This is a genomic window from Duganella vulcania (genome assembly GCF_009857655.1).
GTDB classification, from domain to species: Bacteria; Pseudomonadota; Gammaproteobacteria; order Burkholderiales; family Burkholderiaceae_D; genus Rugamonas; species Rugamonas vulcania.
This window is the reverse complement of sequence record NZ_WWCX01000013.1, coordinates 100,312-114,388: the sequence shown is the minus strand read 5'-3', so window position 1 is coordinate 114,388 and position 14,077 is coordinate 100,312. Positions and strand designations below refer to the sequence as shown.

The following is a 14,077-nucleotide window of genomic DNA, read 5'->3' as shown; positions in this document are numbered from 1 at the left end:
GGGGCGGCGGCGGTGGCCGGCGCGGCCGGCGCGGCGGCCGGCTTCTTCGAGAACAGGCTGCAACCGCCCAGGGCGGTGGTGCACAACAGGACTGCGAGAATTTTCATTTCGAACTTCATCTTAAGAACGCTCATGAGTCAGGTGACAACAATCAAATAGCGCCCGCCACCGCACGCAGCGGCGGACGCCCGGGGTCTTGCTAGCGGCCGTAGCCTTCGTTCAAACGCTGGTAGCCGGGGATGCTGTTCTTCATCGCCTCCAGCGGGCTGCCCACGCCCAGGTGCGACAGGCCGTTCAACTCCAGCTGGAAGAAGATCGGCGTCGAGGCCTTGGTCGAGGTGGTCACGAAGCGCTGCGCGCCCATGCGGAACACCCAGCAGTCGCCGTTGTATTCCAGCCCGACCAGGCTTTCCAGGATCTTCTTGTCCTGCACCGAGTAGCTGACCCGGCCCACGCCGTACCAGCGCTGGAAGATCGGCCACTGGCTCGACAGCTCGATGTTCTTGAAGCTGCCGCGCAGGTAGCGGTAGCCGGCGTTGAGCACCTTCTTCTGCCCCGGCGACCATTGCGCGGTATAGCTCTCGGACACCACGCGGCGCGAGCTCGGGCTGTACTGCACCGCGCTGTCGAAGCCCCAGGTCTCGGAGATGCGCCCGGTCGCGGCCAGCAGCATGTCCGAGCGCGAGTCCACCACCGGCGTGGTCGAGGCCAGCTGCACGCGCTGGTCGCGGAAATAAAAGCGCTGGCCGAACGCCAGGCGCAGCGTCTCGGCGCCGGCCGCGTCCAGGAAGCGCGACACCAGCGCGGCGGTCAGCTGGTTGGCGTCGCCAATACGGTCCGAGCCGACGAAGCGGTTCTCGCTGAAGATCTGGCTGAAGTTGAACGTGGCGGCGTCGGTGTCGAAGGTCGGGAACTGGCTCTGGTCGCGGTACGGCGTGTTCACGTAGAACAGGCGCGGCTCCAGCGTCTGCGTCATGTCGCGGCCGGCGAACTTGATGTCGCGCTCGAACACCAGGCCGGAGTCCAGCGAGAACGTCGGCACCACGCGCGACAGGTTCTCGGACGCCTGCGTGCCGTAGGCGTCGAGCTGGTAGCTGGCCAGGTTGACCATCAGCTTGGGCGTGACGAAGTAGCTGGGGCCGACGATCGGGTAGCTCACCTGCGGGATCGCCACCAGCCGCGTGCCGTTGATCAGGGTCGGGTGGTAGAAGCGGGTCAGCTCGCTGTCGAGCGCCCAGTCGAAGCCGCCGGCCACGTCGTACTGGGCCGCGTGCAGGTTGATCGCAGGCAGCCGGTCGTACGGGCGCGAGACGAACAGCGAGGGGTCGACCGCCGATTCCGGGTCCTGCAGCACCTGGTACTTCTGCACCCGCGCGGTCAGGGTCCAGAACTCGCCGTGGTAGTCGGTGCGCAGCTCGCGCAGCAGCTGCCGCTCGGTCGAGCTCGACACGGTCTTGGAGAAATCGTTCGGATAGTTGTTGTCCGACGCCGCCCGAAGGCTCCAGCTGTAGGCCCAGTCCTTGGACAGTTCCTGGTTGTGGATCGACTTGATCATCCAGCGGTCGGTCGAGCCGCCGGCGGTGGGCGGCACGTACTGCTTGTCGTGCGGCAGGTACTCGACATAGGTCTCGCCCTGGTACAGGCCGCCGGCGGCCTCGCCCAGGTAGCGGCCGTTGGCGCCCAGCTGGAAGCCGCGCCGCGGGATGATCTTCGGGTACACCGTCAGGTCGCGGTTGGGCGCGATGTTGAAGTAGTACGGCACGGTCAGCTCGGCCGCGCCCTTGGAGCCGAAGCCCGGCATCGGCGACAGCCAGCCCGAGCGGCGCGCGCCCGACAGCGAGAACGACATCGCCGGCGTGCCCAGGATCGGCACGTCCTTGAAATAAATGATGGTCTGGCCGGCGGTGCCGACGTCGCGCCCGGAGTCCAGGTTCAGCGTGTTCGAGCGCAAATACCAGTCCGGGGTCGGCCCCTGGCAGGTGCTGTAGGTGCCGTTGACCACCACTGCCTCGTCCTCGTTGACGAAGTTGATGCGCTCGGCCTTGCCCTGGGCGTGGTTGGCCTCCAGCTGGTACGTGGGGTTGAGCATATAGCCCTTGCCGCTGTCCATGTTCAGCTTGAGCTCGTCGCCGGTGAAATAGTCGCCGAAGCGCCAGATCTTCACATGGCCCTTGGCCTCGACCTCGTCCTCGACCTGGCGGTAGCACGCGGTGTCGGCCTTGACGCGGGTCTTGTCCTTGACCAGCTCGGCGTCGCGCTCCAGGGTGATCTCACGCTCGGGGCGGCCGCTGATGTCCTCGGCCTGGATGGTGGTGACCGCGTTCTTGTCCTCCACCCGCGGCGCGCGCGCCTTCGGCGGCAGGCTCTGGGCGTGGGCCGGCAGGGCCGCGATGGCGGCGGCGATGGCAGTCAGGGCAAACGCCCAGCGATGCGGGGTAGTGGGGGGGGCCGGAAGCCAGCGCATGCGACTCATGAAAAGAAGGGATGAAACACCATGACAGGCGATTTTTTGATTTGAATCCCTTATTATATGGGAATCTTCACCCAACACCGGATTCCGGGCCCCGCTTAATGTCTTTATTACAGAATTTAACTTCCGATACATCTTCCGGCAGTGCGCCAGACCTGCGCCTGGAGCAGCTGACCGCCTGGCTGGCCACGCTGAACGTGGTGGACGCCGCCAGCGCCCGCCCGGCCTCGGCCGACGCCAGCTTCCGCCGCTATTTCCGTGTCAATGTATTGCCTGAACAGCAAGCCGCGCTGGGCGCCACGCTGGTCGTCATGGACGCGCCGCCCGAGCGCGAGAACGTGCTGGCCTTCGTCAAGCTGGACGAAATGCTGGCCCACGCCGGCGTCAGCGTGCCGCGCATCGTCGCCACCGACTACGAGCGCGGCTTCCTGCTGATGTCCGACCTGGGCGTGACCACCTACCTGCAAGTGCTGGACCATGACAACGCCTCGACCATGTACGCCGAGGCGCTGGAGGCGCTGGTCAAGTTCCAGCTGACCAGCCAGCCGGGCGTGCTGCCCGAGTACGACCGCGCCTTCATGCTGCGCGAGATGAATTTGTTCCCCGAGTGGTACATCGGCAAGCACCTGAACGCCACTTTGACCGACAAGCAGGCCGCCGAGCTGCAGGGCGTGTTCGACGCCATCCTGGCCAACGTCACGGCCCAGCAGCAGGTCTATGTGCACCGCGATTTCCACTCGCGCAACCTGATGTGGATGGACGCCGGCAACCCCGGCGTGCTGGACTTCCAGGACGCGCTGTACGGCCCGATGACCTACGACCTGGCCTCGCTGCTGCGCGACGCCTACGTGCAATGGGACGAGGAGCTGGTGCTGGACTGGGCGATCCGCTACTGGCAGCACGCCAAGGCGGTGGGCCTGCCGGTCAACCCGGACATCGACGGCTTCTACCAGGACTTCGAGTACGCCGGCTTGCAGCGCCACCTGAAGATCCTCGGCCTGTTCTGCCGCCTGAACTACCGCGACGGCAAGGACCAGTACCTGCACGACCTGCCCACCGTGATGGACTACGTGCGCAAGACCGCCGGCCGCTACAAGGAGCTGCGGCCGCTGGTGCGCCTGCTCGACCAGCTGGAAGACAAGCAGCCGCAAGTCGGCTACACCTTCTGAGGCGGCGCGCATGAAAGCCATGATCTTCGCCGCCGGACGCGGCGAGCGTATGCGTCCGCTGACCGACACCACGCCCAAGCCGCTGCTCAAGGTGCGCGGCCGGCCGCTGATCGTCTGGCACATCCTCAACCTGGTGCGGGCCGGCATCACCGAGATCGTCATCAACCACGCCCACCTGGGCGACCAGATCGAGGCCGCGCTGGGCGACGGCAGTCAGTTCGGCGCCAAGCTGATGTACTCGCCCGAGGCCACCGCGCTGGAGACCGCCGGCGGCATCGCCACCGCGCGCCACCTGCTGGGCGAGGAACCGTTCGTGGCGGTGTCGGGCGACATCTACATGCCCTACTTCGACTTCGCCCAGGTCAAGGACGTGTTGCACGACAAGGACATGTGGGGCAATCCCTACCCGGCCGACCAGCGCGACATCTGCTGGCTCTACCTGGTGCCCAACCCGGACTTCCATCCCGAGGGCGACTTCGGGCTGACCATGTACACGCTGACCAACGAAGGCTCGCCCAAATGGACCTTCGGGAATGTCGGCGTCTACCGTCCTGAAATGTTCGACGGCATCGCGCCGGGCGAATACGCCAAGCTTGGCCCGCTGATCCGCGCCTACATCGACAAGAAGCAGGTCGGTGGCGAGGTGTACGAAGGCGAATGGCACAACCTGGGCACGGTGCAGCAGCTCGACCTGCTCAACGCCCCGCCGGCCACGCGCCTGGCCGCCGCCAAGGGCGTCCAGTGATGCAGCGCCATGCCGCCCGCCGCGCGCACCTGCTGGCGCACATGCCGCCCGGCGCGGTGGCGGTGCTGCCGACCGCGCCCGAAGTCGCCCGCAACAGCGACAGCGAATACCTGTACCGCCACGACAGCTACTTCTACTACCTGACCGGCTTCGCCGAGCCGGAAAGCGTGGTGGTGCTGGTGGCCGCGCGCGGCGATGCGCCGGCGCGCTCCATCCTGTTCTGCCGCCAGAAGAACGTCGAGCGCGAGATCTGGGACGGCTTCCGCCACGGCCCGGACGGCGCGCGCGTGGCCTTCGGCTTCGACGACGCCCACCCGGTCGAGGACCTCGACGGCGAGATCGTCAAGCTGCTGGCCGACGCGCCGGCCCTGTACTACGCGCTGGGCAGCGCGTTGGACGCGCGGGTCCGCCAGTGGCTGTCCAGCGTCAAGGGCATGGCGCGCACCGGCGTCGGCGCACCGGCCAGCGCGGTCGACCTGCTGCCGCTGCTCGACGAGATGCGCCTGTTCAAGGACGACGCCGAGCAAGCCACCATGCTGCGCGCCGCCACCATCTCGTCGCAGGCGCACGCGCGGGCGATGCGGGCGTCGCGGCCCGGCATGTACGAATACGAAATCGAGGCGGAGCTGCTGTACGAATTCCGCCGCAACGGCGCGCAGGCGCCGGCCTACAACTCCATCGTCGCAGCCGGCGCCAACGCCTGCGTGCTGCATTACAGCGCCAACAACGCGCAAAGCCGCGATGGCGACCTGATACTGATCGACGCCGGCTGCGAGCTCGATGGCTACGCCTCCGACATCACGCGCAGCTATCCAGTCAACGGCCGTTTCAGCGCGCCGCAGCGGCGGTTGTATGAACTGGTGCTGGCCGCGCAATCGGCGGCGCTGCAGGCCATCGTCCCTGGCCAGCCCTACTCCGGCGTGCACGAGGCGGCGGTGCAGGTGCTGGCGCAGGGCATGCTGGACCTGGGCCTGCTCAATCACGACACCCACGGCAGCGTGGCCGACATCATCGCCAACAAGCGCCACCTGCAGTTCTACATGCACGGCACGGGACACTGGCTGGGCATGGACGTGCACGACGTCGGCCAGTACCGCGACATGGCGGCCGAAGGCAAGCCGTCGCGCGCGCTGCAGGCGGGGATGGTGCTGACGGTGGAGCCGGGCATCTACGTGCGGCCGGCCGAAGGCGTGCCGGAGGAATACTGGAACATCGGCATCCGCATCGAGGACGATGTGCTGGTCACGCCCGAAGGCCACACGATACTGAGCGCCGCCGCGCCTAAGACGGTCGCCGAGATAGAACAATTAATGCAGTCTCCATGAACACACTCAATCACGCAGCACCCGCGCACGACGGCAACGGCGACGCTCCATCCTACGACATCGCCATCTGCGGCGCAGGGCCGGCCGGCATGGCGCTGGCCGCGCTGCTGGCCCGGCGCGGCACGCCGGCGCAGCGCATCGCCCTGATCGACGCCAAGACGCTGGAGCAAGCCAGCAACGATCCGCGCTCGATCGCGCTGTCGTGGGGCAGCCGCCAGATACTGGAGGAAATCGGCGCGTGGCCGGCCGCGGCCACGGCGATCCACCAGATTCACGTGTCGCGCCGCGGCCAGTTCGGCCGCAGCCTGATCGACCGCGATGAACATAAACTGCCGGCGCTGGGCTATGTGCTGCGCTACGGCGATCTGGTGACGGCGCTGGGTGCGGTCTGCCAGCGCGCCGGCATCGCCACGCTGCGCCCGGCCCGCGTTGAAGCCGTCGACGAAGGCGCCGACGCGGTCGCGCTGACCATCGCCGGCGCGGACGCCACCACGACCACCACGGCCGCCATCGTCGTGCAGGCCGAAGGCGGCTTGTTCAGCGATCAGGAAAGCAAAGCGCAGCACCGCGACTACCAGCAGACCGCGATCATCGCGCAAGTGCGCACCAGCCGCCCGATCGCGCACCGCGCCTACGAGCGCTTCACCGAACAAGGCCCGCTGGCCCTGCTGCCGCAAGGCGAAGAATATTCACTGGTCTGGTGCGTTCGGCCCGAAACCGCCGTTCGCCTTCAGGCGCTGGACGACGCGGCCTTCCTCGCCGAACTGGGCGCCGCGTTCGGCGAGCGCCTCGGCACATTCACGCGCTCGTCGCCACGGCTGGCATTCCCCCTGGGCTTGAACGCCGATCCACGCAGCACGGCGCGCACGGTCGCCATCGGCAACGCGGCGCAAACGCTGCATCCGGTGGCGGGGCAAGGCCTGAACCTCGGCCTGCGCGACGTCGCCGTGCTGGCGCGCCTGCTGGCGCAAGGCGCGAATCCAACCATGCTGGCGCAATTCACCGAACTGCGCCGCCAGGACCGCAACACCACCGTGCGCCTAACCGACACCATGGCCCGCATCTTCGCCAACGACTCGCCGGCGCAAGCGCTGCTGGGCCTGTCGCTGGCCGCGATCGACATGGTCGGCCCCGCGCGCGGCGTGCTGGCCGAGCTCATGATGTACGGCCGACGTTGACCTGAGAATACACACAGGGGGTACCTTGCGCGCTCCCTTGGGGGAACCACGCTATTTCCGTCCTCTCGTTCCCATTCGTCTTCTCTATTTTCTTCTGAAATTCGCAAACGGCCGAGCGCAGATAAGAATCAAGAAAAATAGAAGGGAATAGAGAGCCGGAATAGTATCGTTCCCAGAAGGGCCGTGCAGATACCCCCCATACATATACCCCTGCGCGGATCCAGGCTCAGGTGCGCGTGATCGAAGCGCCGCCATCGACCAGCGACGCGGTGCCGGTGACAAAGGACGAATCGTCCGAAGCCAGGTACAGCACCGAGCGCGCCAGCTCCTCCGGCTGCGCCACGCGCTTCAGCGCATGCAGGTTGGTGACAAAGGAAGCCGCCTCCGGCGTGTCGTTCATATCGCGATACATCGCCGTATCGACCGCGCCCGGCAGCACCGAATTCACCCGCACGCCCTGCGCGCCGTACTCCGAGGCCAGCGCCTGCGTCAGGCCGATCAGGCCCGCCTTGCTGGCCGCATAAGCCGCCACGCCGGGGAAGGCAAAGCTGTAGCCGACAAAGGTCGAAGTGAAGATCACCGAACCGCCGCCATGCTTGATCATTTGAGGAATCTGATGCTTCGCGCCGAGGAAGGCGCTGGTCAGGTTGGCGGCGATGGTCTCGTTCCAGCCCTGCTCCGACACGCCGGTGGACTCGCCCATCTCGCCCAGCGTACCGGCGTTGTTGTAGGCGATATCCAGCCGCCCGAACGCCTCGACGGCGGTGGCGACCAGCTGTGCATTGAACGATTCGGAAGTGACGTCGCCGGCCAGCGCGATGGCGGTACCGCCGTCGGCGGCGATCTCCGCCACCAGCGACTCCAGCTCGGGCAGCCGGCGCGCGGCGACCACGACCCGCGCACCTTCAGCGGCAAACAGTTTGGCGGTGGCGCGGCCGATGCCCGACGATGCGCCAGTAACGATGGCGACTTTGTTTTGCAAGCGGTTCATGGTGAATCTCCTTGAGGTGGGTTGATGCAGCCATCGTAGGCCCCATCAACCCCACCATCAATCGGCTAAACGCCAATGACCCGTTCACAAAAGATGAATCAAGCTTACTCCACAGCCTTGACCATGTCCTCGATGACCTTCTTCGCGTCACCGAACACCATCATCGTATTCGCCTGGTAGAACAGCTCATTATCCAGCCCCGCATAACCGGAAGCCATCGAACGCTTGTTGACGATGATGCTCTTGGCCTTGTACGCCTCCAGGATCGGCATGCCGGCGATCGGCGACTTCGGATCCTTGGCGGCCGGGTTGACCACGTCGTTGGCGCCCAGGATCAGCACCACGTCGGTCTGGCCGAATTCGCCGTTGATATCCTCCATCTCGAACACCTGGTCGTACGGCACCTCGGCCTCCGCCAGCAGCACGTTCATATGGCCCGGCATGCGGCCCGCCACCGGGTGGATCGCATACTTCACGGTCACGCCCTTGTGGGTCAGCTTCTCGACCAGCTCCTTGAGCGAATGCTGCGCGCGCGCCACCGCCAGGCCGTAGCCCGGCACGATGATCACGCTTTCCGCGTTGGCCATGATGAACGCCGCATCGTCGGCCGAACCGGATTTGACCGGACGCTGTTCCTTCGCGCCGCCCGCACCCGCTTCCGCAGGAGCGCCGCCGAAGCCGCCCAGGATCACGTTGAAGAACGAACGGTTCATCGCCTTGCACATGATGTACGACAGGATCGCGCCGGACGAACCGACCAGCGAACCGGCGATGATCAGCATCGCGTTGTTCAGCGAGAAGCCGATGCCGGCCGCCGCCCAGCCGGAGTAGGAGTTCAGCATCGACACCACCACCGGCATGTCGGCGCCGCCGATCGGGATGATGATCAACACGCCCAGCACGAAGGCGATCGCGGTCATGACCAGGAACGGCAGCCATGCCGGCTCGGTGCCGCCGGCGAAGCAGAACGCCAGGCCCAGGCCCACCATGACGATGGCCAGGATCAGGTTCAGCATGTGCTGGCCGGCGAAGCTGACCGGCGCGCCCTGGAACAGGCGGAACTTGTATTTGCCCGACAGCTTGCCGAACGCGATCACCGAACCGGAGAAGGTAATCGCGCCGACAAAGGTACCGATGAACAGCTCGATGCGGTTACCGAACGGCAGCGCCTCGCCCACGGCGGCGATGCCGAAGGCGTGCGGCTCCGACACGGCGGCCACCGCGATACAGACTGCGGCCAAACCGATCAGCGAGTGCATCGCCGCCACCAGTTCCGGCATCTTGGTCATCTCGACCTTCTTGGCCAGCACCGCGCCGATGCCGCCGCCGACGATCACGCCCAGCGCCACCAGGCCCAGGCCCATGCCGCCGGACGCGCCGGCGGCCGCCGCCGCCGTGGCTTCCGCCTTCAGCTTGAGGATCAGCGCGATGGTGGTCACGGCGGCAATCGCCATGCCCGACATGCCGAACGCATTACCGGTGCGCGCCGTGGCCGGCGACGACAACCCTTTCAACGCCTGGATGAAGCACACCGATGCGATCAGGTACATCATCGTCACCAGGTTCATGGAGATGAAATTCATGCGTGATCTCCCTTCTTCGCTTTAGGCTCTTTTTTCTTGAACATCTCCAGCATGCGCTGCGTGACCAGAAAACCGCCGAACACATTGACGGCGGCCAGCGCCACCGCGACGGTGCCGGCGACCTGGCCGATCACGCCCTCGGTCAGCGAGGCCGCCAGCATGGCGCCGACGATGATGATCGCCGAGACGGCGTTGGTGACCGCCATCAGCGGCGTATGCAGCGCCGGCGTCACGGTCCAGACCACGTGGTAGCCGACATAAATGGCGAGCACGAAGATGATCAGATTGATGATGGTGTGGCTGACTTCCATGTTGACTCCCCTATTATTTTCTAAGCAGCTCGCCGCCGCTGCACAACAGCGTGGCCTTGATGATTTCGTCTTCGCGGTCGATCACCAACTTGTCTTCCTTGTCGATGATCAGCTTGAGGAAGTCCAGCACATTGCGCGCGTACAGCGCCGACGCGTCGGCCGCCACCAGCGTGGCCAGGTCCGGCTCGCCGACGATGTGCACGCCGTGCTTGACGACGGTTTTATTGAGCTCCGACAGCGGGCAGTTGCCGCCCTGCGACACGGCCAGGTCGACGATCACCGAACCCGGTTTCATCGCCTTCACGGTCTCCTCGGAAATCAGCACCGGCGCCGGCCGCCCCGGGATCAGCGCGGTGGTGATGACGATGTCGGCCAGCTTGGCGCGTTCGTGCACCAGCTCCGCCTGGCGGCGCATCCAGTCCGCCGGCATCGGCCGCGCGTAGCCGCCCACGCCTTGGGCGATTTCCTTTTCCTCGTCGGTCAGGAAGGGCACGTCGATGAACTTGGCGCCCAGCGACTCCACCTGCTCCTTGACCGGCGGGCGCACGTCGGACGCCTCGATCACCGCGCCCAGCCGCTTGGCCGTGGCGATCGCCTGCAGCCCGGCCACGCCCACGCCCATGATCAGCACCCGCGCCGCCTTGACCGTGCCGGCCGCCGTCATCAGCATCGGCATGAAGCGCTGGTAGGTGTTGGCCGCCACCATCACCGCCTTGTAGCCGGCGATGTTGGCCTGCGACGACAGCACGTCCATCGACTGCGCGCGCGTGATGCGCGGCACCGCCTCCAGCGCGAAGGCCTGCAGGCCGGCCGCCGCCATCGCCGCGTTGTTGTCGGCGTCGAAGGGATTCAGCATGCCGATCACCACCGTGCCGGCCGGGATCAGCGCGCGCTCCTCGGCGTTGGGGGCACGCACTTTCAACACCACCTCCGCAGCAAAGGCTTCCGCCGCGCTGCCGATCTGTGCGCCTGCGGCCACGTAGGCCTCGTCGGTGACCGAGGCCGAAAGTCCGGCGCCGGCCTGCACGATCACTTGATGCTTGGCTGCGAGTTTCTTGACTGTCTCGGGCGTCGCCGCCACCCGGGTTTCTCCCGGCCGCGTCTCGGCCGGTATGCCTACTCTCATGGTGCCTCCAAATGATTAATAAACTGACTAGAATCTAACACGGAATGCCGGGACAGCAACGCCCCTCGTTGGCCCCATCATACTTAATATATATTTATCAATAAATAGCGCATTTATCACATCATTTATTACTATTTATCACGAATTGCCGTTAAAACACTGAATTTTTCGCAAGGCAGTCAGTCAAACACGGATTAACACAACAAACCTTGCGAAATTTCAATACGAACCCACCTTTCCGTGCAGGCGGGTTCAAACCAAACGCCCGGAACAGGCTAAAATGTCGGCTCTTTCAAGGATGACTCATGCCGCGTATCTGGAAACCCTCTGTTACTGTTGCCGCCATCGTCGAAAAAGATGGCAAATTCTTGCTGATCGAAGAAGAGACCAGCGATGGCGTCCGCATCAACCAGCCGGCCGGTCACCTCGACCCGCACGAATCGCTGGAGCAGGCCGTCATCCGCGAAACGCTGGAGGAAACCGCGCACGACTTCACGCCGACCGCGCTGGTGGGCATGTACATGTCGCGCTACACCTCCAACCGCACCGGCGAGGAAGTGACGTATTTGCGCTTCACCTTCTGCGGCGTGCCGGGCGCCAAGCATGACCGTCCGTTGGACGAAGGCATCCTGCGCACCATGTGGCTCACGCGCGACGAACTGGCCGCCTGCGCCGACCGTCACCGCAGCCCGACGGTGCTGCAATGCGTGGACGAATACCTGGCCGGGCGCCGCGCCCCGCTGGAACTGATACAAACCCACACCTCGGTGTACAAGGAAGCGGCCAACGCCGCGAATGGATGAAAGCAAGATGAGCAAGAAGAAGGTCGTAATCGGCATGTCGGGCGGGGTCGACTCCTCGGTCGCGGCGTGGATGCTCAAGGAACAGGGCTATGACGTGGTCGGCCTGTTCATGAAGAACTGGGAAGACGACGACGACTCCGAGTACTGCTCCACGCGCCAGGACTGGATCGACGCGGCCAGCGTGGCCGACGTGATCGGCGTCGACATCGAGGCGGTCAACTTCGCCTCCGAATACAAGGACCGCGTGTTCGCCGACTTCCTGCGCGAATACCAGGCCGGCCGCACGCCCAACCCGGACGTGCTGTGCAACGCCGAGATCAAGTTCAAGGCCTTCCTCGACCACGCGATGCACCTGGGCGCCGACCTGATCGCCACCGGCCACTATGCGCGCGTGCGCCAGAACGGCGGCCGCCACGAGCTGCTCAAGGCGGTCGACCACACCAAGGACCAGAGCTACTTCCTGCACCGCCTGAACCAGGCGCAGTTGTCCAAGACCCTGTTCCCGCTGGGCGAAATCCCCAAGACCGAGGTGCGCAAGATCGCCGAGAAGCTGGCCCTGCCCAACGCGGCCAAGAAGGATTCGACCGGCATCTGCTTCATCGGCGAGCGGCCGTTCCGCGAATTCCTCAACCGCTACCTGTCGTACAAGCCGGGCCCGATGAAGACGCCGGACGGCAAGGTGGTGGGCGAGCACGTGGGCCTGAGCTTCTACACGCTGGGCCAGCGCAAGGGCATCGGCGTGGGCGGCATGAAGGCCTACAAGAACCCGGACGGCAGCAGCGACGCCTGGTACGTGGCGCGCAAGGACGTGGCCGAGAACACGCTGTACATCGTGCAGGGCCACGACCATCCATGGCTGCTGTCGTCGACCCTGCGCGCCGACCAGGCCAGCTGGATCGCCGGCGAGGCGCCGGTCGCGCGCGCGCTGTCGGCCAAGACCCGCTACCGCCAGGCCGACGTGGCGTGCGAGATCGCCCCGGAAGGCGATTCCGATTTCGCGTTGAAGTTCATGGAAGCCCAGTGGGCGGTGACGCCGGGCCAGTCGGCCGTGCTGTACGACGGCGACGTCTGCCTCGGCGGCGGCATCATCGACAGCTCGACCTTCGCCGCCTGATCACGCCTCGCCGGGTTCGCCGGCGTCGGGCGGGGCCTCGGCGCTGTCCTTGGCCAGCGCCGCGCGCTGGCGCTTGACCATGGCGATCACCGTGTTGCGTATCGTGTTGAGCACCGTATCGGCCTTGAACGGCTTGACGATGAAGCCGTTCACGCCCATCGCGTGGGCGGCCTGGATGGTGGCGGCGTCGAATTCGCTCGAGACCATGAAGATCAGCGTCTTCGGCCAGTTGGTCTTGATCTCGCGCACAACGTCCTCGCCGTTCTCGATCTGCTCGCGGGCGATGCAGACGATGTGGGGATTATGCTTGATCAGCAGCGCCAGGCCGCTGGCGCAGGTATGGCTCTGGCCCACCACGTCGTAGCCGCCATCGAGCAGGACCGTGTTGAGCAGGCCGCGCGCGATGGCGCTGGTGTCGATAATGACCGCTTTTAACATCTTGCAAACCTTGTCTTAGTGGGCGCGCGCTCAGTTCCGGTCCCACGCCAGCATATTCCAGCTCACGCCGACCCGCACGTCCGTTTTTAATTGCACCAATTGTCTCGAAAGATACAGCATTTCGCGTTCTTTTCGTAGAGTTTCGCCCAGCGTGTCCTTCAGAATGCCCGCCCCGGCCATGATCCCGTCCAGAGTGCCGTATGTACGCAACAGTCGCGCCGCCTTCTTGACGCCGACTTTTGACACGCCGGGGATGGAGTCGGTGGGGTCGCCCATCAGCGCCAGCAGGTCCGGCAGCTGCTCGGGCGGCACGCCCCACTTGCGCTCGACCCAGGCGTGGTCGTGCCATTCGCTTTTGAAGTGGTCCCACACGCGGGCGCCCTGCGCGATCAGGCCGTGCAGGTCCTTGTCGGTGGTGGCCACGGTGGCCTCGCCGCGGCCGTCGGCCAGCCAGCGCAGCACCACGGTGCCGATCACGTCGTCGGCCTCGACCTCGGGCAGCGACACCACATGCAGGCCGATGCCGCGCAGCTTGTCGTAGAAGGCCGGCAGCGCCTCGCGCAGCGGCGCCGGCATCGGCGCGCGGCCCTCGCGGTAGCCGGCGTACAGCGCGTGGCGCCAGGTGGGGCCGCCGAAATCGAAGGCCGGCAGCACGTGGGTCGGTTCGTGGTCGTTGACCAGTTTGCGGAACGAGGACAGCGCGTGGCGCAGCGCGATCTCGGCCTTCTCGGCGCTATCGGGTTCGGGGCTGGCTTCGTAGACGCGGCGCACGATATTGAGGCCGTCGATGGCAAGGAGTCTACCCATGTTCAACATCATCCGGG

13 protein-coding genes are annotated in these 14,077 nt (G+C 65.7%); 6 read left to right on the top strand and 7 right to left on the bottom strand.

The window, feature by feature from the left end; genetic code table 11:
- Nucleotides 1-199 precede the first annotated feature (199 nt).
- Nucleotides 200-2,464: an LPS-assembly protein LptD gene (locus GTP90_RS11160; RefSeq protein WP_161083592.1), complete on the bottom strand. Its 2,265-nt coding sequence runs from the start codon at nt 2,462-2,464 to the stop codon at nt 200-202.
- Nucleotides 2,465-2,571: 107 nt separating this feature from the next.
- Between GTP90_RS11160 and GTP90_RS11155 the strand changes: the two genes are divergently transcribed.
- The 4 genes from GTP90_RS11155 to GTP90_RS11140 are packed head-to-tail and all read left to right on the top strand — an operon-like array spanning nt 2,572 to nt 6,887.
- Complete coding sequence (locus tag GTP90_RS11155) at nt 2,572-3,639, top strand: aminoglycoside phosphotransferase family protein (RefSeq protein ID WP_161083591.1); 1,068 nt, start codon at nt 2,572-2,574, stop codon at nt 3,637-3,639.
- Between the two features lie 10 nt (nt 3,640-3,649).
- The gene (gene murU / locus GTP90_RS11150; protein WP_161083590.1) at nt 3,650-4,384 is read left to right on the top strand and encodes an N-acetylmuramate alpha-1-phosphate uridylyltransferase MurU; all 735 of its coding nucleotides are present in this window, start codon (nt 3,650-3,652) and stop codon (nt 4,382-4,384) included.
- Nucleotides 4,384-5,709 carry an aminopeptidase P N-terminal domain-containing protein gene (locus GTP90_RS11145; RefSeq protein ID WP_161083589.1) on the top strand — a complete coding sequence of 442 codons (1,326 nt, stop codon included), beginning with the start codon at nt 4,384-4,386 and terminating at the stop codon, nt 5,707-5,709. Before murU ends, GTP90_RS11145 begins: the two co-directional genes overlap by 1 nt.
- On the top strand, nt 5,706-6,887 hold the full coding sequence (locus GTP90_RS11140) for a UbiH/UbiF/VisC/COQ6 family ubiquinone biosynthesis hydroxylase (protein WP_161083588.1): 1,182 nt from the start codon (nt 5,706-5,708) through the stop codon (nt 6,885-6,887). The genes GTP90_RS11145 and GTP90_RS11140 overlap by 4 nt, the downstream gene beginning before the upstream one ends.
- Before the next feature lie 226 nt (nt 6,888-7,113).
- On the opposite strand, the gene GTP90_RS11135 is transcribed toward GTP90_RS11140, so the two are convergent.
- The 4 genes from GTP90_RS11135 to GTP90_RS11120 form a co-directional block, all read right to left on the bottom strand.
- A complete protein-coding gene (locus GTP90_RS11135) occupies nt 7,114-7,878 on the bottom strand; it encodes an SDR family oxidoreductase (protein ID WP_161083587.1) in 765 nt (254 codons plus the stop codon).
- 104 nt (nt 7,879-7,982) lie between these two features.
- Nucleotides 7,983-9,461 (bottom strand): NAD(P)(+) transhydrogenase (Re/Si-specific) subunit beta, encoded by a 1,479-nt coding sequence (locus GTP90_RS11130; protein WP_161083586.1) that lies wholly within the window; start codon nt 9,459-9,461, stop codon nt 7,983-7,985.
- On the bottom strand, nt 9,458-9,772 hold the full coding sequence (locus GTP90_RS11125) for a proton-translocating transhydrogenase family protein (RefSeq protein ID WP_117014135.1): 315 nt from the start codon (nt 9,770-9,772) through the stop codon (nt 9,458-9,460). Before GTP90_RS11125 ends, GTP90_RS11130 begins: the two co-directional genes overlap by 4 nt.
- Before the next feature lie 13 nt (nt 9,773-9,785).
- Nucleotides 9,786-10,898, bottom strand: a complete 1,113-nt coding sequence (locus GTP90_RS11120) for a Re/Si-specific NAD(P)(+) transhydrogenase subunit alpha (RefSeq protein WP_161083585.1) — start codon at nt 10,896-10,898, stop codon at nt 9,786-9,788.
- Between the two features lie 305 nt (nt 10,899-11,203).
- Between GTP90_RS11120 and GTP90_RS11115 the strand changes: the two genes are divergently transcribed.
- Together GTP90_RS11115 and mnmA are read left to right on the top strand one after the other, a co-directional pair.
- Nucleotides 11,204-11,701, top strand: coding sequence for an NUDIX hydrolase (locus GTP90_RS11115; protein ID WP_161083584.1), 498 nt, complete (start codon nt 11,204-11,206; stop codon nt 11,699-11,701).
- 7 nt (nt 11,702-11,708) lie between these two features.
- A complete protein-coding gene (mnmA, locus tag GTP90_RS11110; protein ID WP_161083583.1) occupies nt 11,709-12,815 on the top strand; it encodes a tRNA 2-thiouridine(34) synthase MnmA in 1,107 nt (368 codons plus the stop codon).
- Here mnmA and GTP90_RS11105 read toward each other — a convergent pair whose 3' ends face one another.
- Both GTP90_RS11105 and GTP90_RS11100 read right to left on the bottom strand, forming a co-directional pair.
- Nucleotides 12,816-13,253, bottom strand: a complete 438-nt coding sequence (locus tag GTP90_RS11105) for a response regulator (protein WP_161083582.1) — start codon at nt 13,251-13,253, stop codon at nt 12,816-12,818.
- 30 nt (nt 13,254-13,283) lie between these two features.
- Nucleotides 13,284-14,060 carry a 5'-3' exonuclease gene (locus GTP90_RS11100; protein ID WP_161083581.1) on the bottom strand — a complete coding sequence of 259 codons (777 nt, stop codon included), beginning with the start codon at nt 14,058-14,060 and terminating at the stop codon, nt 13,284-13,286.
- Between the last annotated feature and the right edge of the window lie 17 nt (nt 14,061-14,077).

Bases quoted from the DNA above. Each gene is read 5' to 3' on its own strand.
- GTP90_RS11120 (WP_161083585.1), bottom strand. From the start codon at position 10,898: ATGAGAGTAGGCATACCGGCCGAGACGCGGCCGGGAGAAACCCGGGTG.
- GTP90_RS11135 (WP_161083587.1), bottom strand. From the start codon at position 7,878: ATGAACCGCTTGCAAAACAAAGTCGCCATCGTTACTGGCGCATCGTCG.
- GTP90_RS11145 (WP_161083589.1), top strand. From the start codon at position 4,384: ATGCAGCGCCATGCCGCCCGCCGCGCGCACCTGCTGGCGCACATGCCG.
- GTP90_RS11105 (WP_161083582.1), bottom strand. From the start codon at position 13,253: ATGTTAAAAGCGGTCATTATCGACACCAGCGCCATCGCGCGCGGCCTG.
- GTP90_RS11125 (WP_117014135.1), bottom strand. From the start codon at position 9,772: ATGGAAGTCAGCCACACCATCATCAATCTGATCATCTTCGTGCTCGCC.
- GTP90_RS11155 (WP_161083591.1), top strand. From the start codon at position 2,572: ATGTCTTTATTACAGAATTTAACTTCCGATACATCTTCCGGCAGTGCG.
- GTP90_RS11140 (WP_161083588.1), top strand. From the start codon at position 5,706: ATGAACACACTCAATCACGCAGCACCCGCGCACGACGGCAACGGCGAC.
- mnmA (WP_161083583.1), top strand. From the start codon at position 11,709: ATGAGCAAGAAGAAGGTCGTAATCGGCATGTCGGGCGGGGTCGACTCC.
- GTP90_RS11115 (WP_161083584.1), top strand. From the start codon at position 11,204: ATGCCGCGTATCTGGAAACCCTCTGTTACTGTTGCCGCCATCGTCGAA.
- GTP90_RS11100 (WP_161083581.1), bottom strand. From the start codon at position 14,060: ATGGGTAGACTCCTTGCCATCGACGGCCTCAATATCGTGCGCCGCGTC.
- GTP90_RS11160 (WP_161083592.1), bottom strand. From the start codon at position 2,464: ATGCGCTGGCTTCCGGCCCCCCCCACTACCCCGCATCGCTGGGCGTTT.
- murU (WP_161083590.1), top strand. From the start codon at position 3,650: ATGAAAGCCATGATCTTCGCCGCCGGACGCGGCGAGCGTATGCGTCCG.
- GTP90_RS11130 (WP_161083586.1), bottom strand. From the start codon at position 9,461: ATGAATTTCATCTCCATGAACCTGGTGACGATGATGTACCTGATCGCA.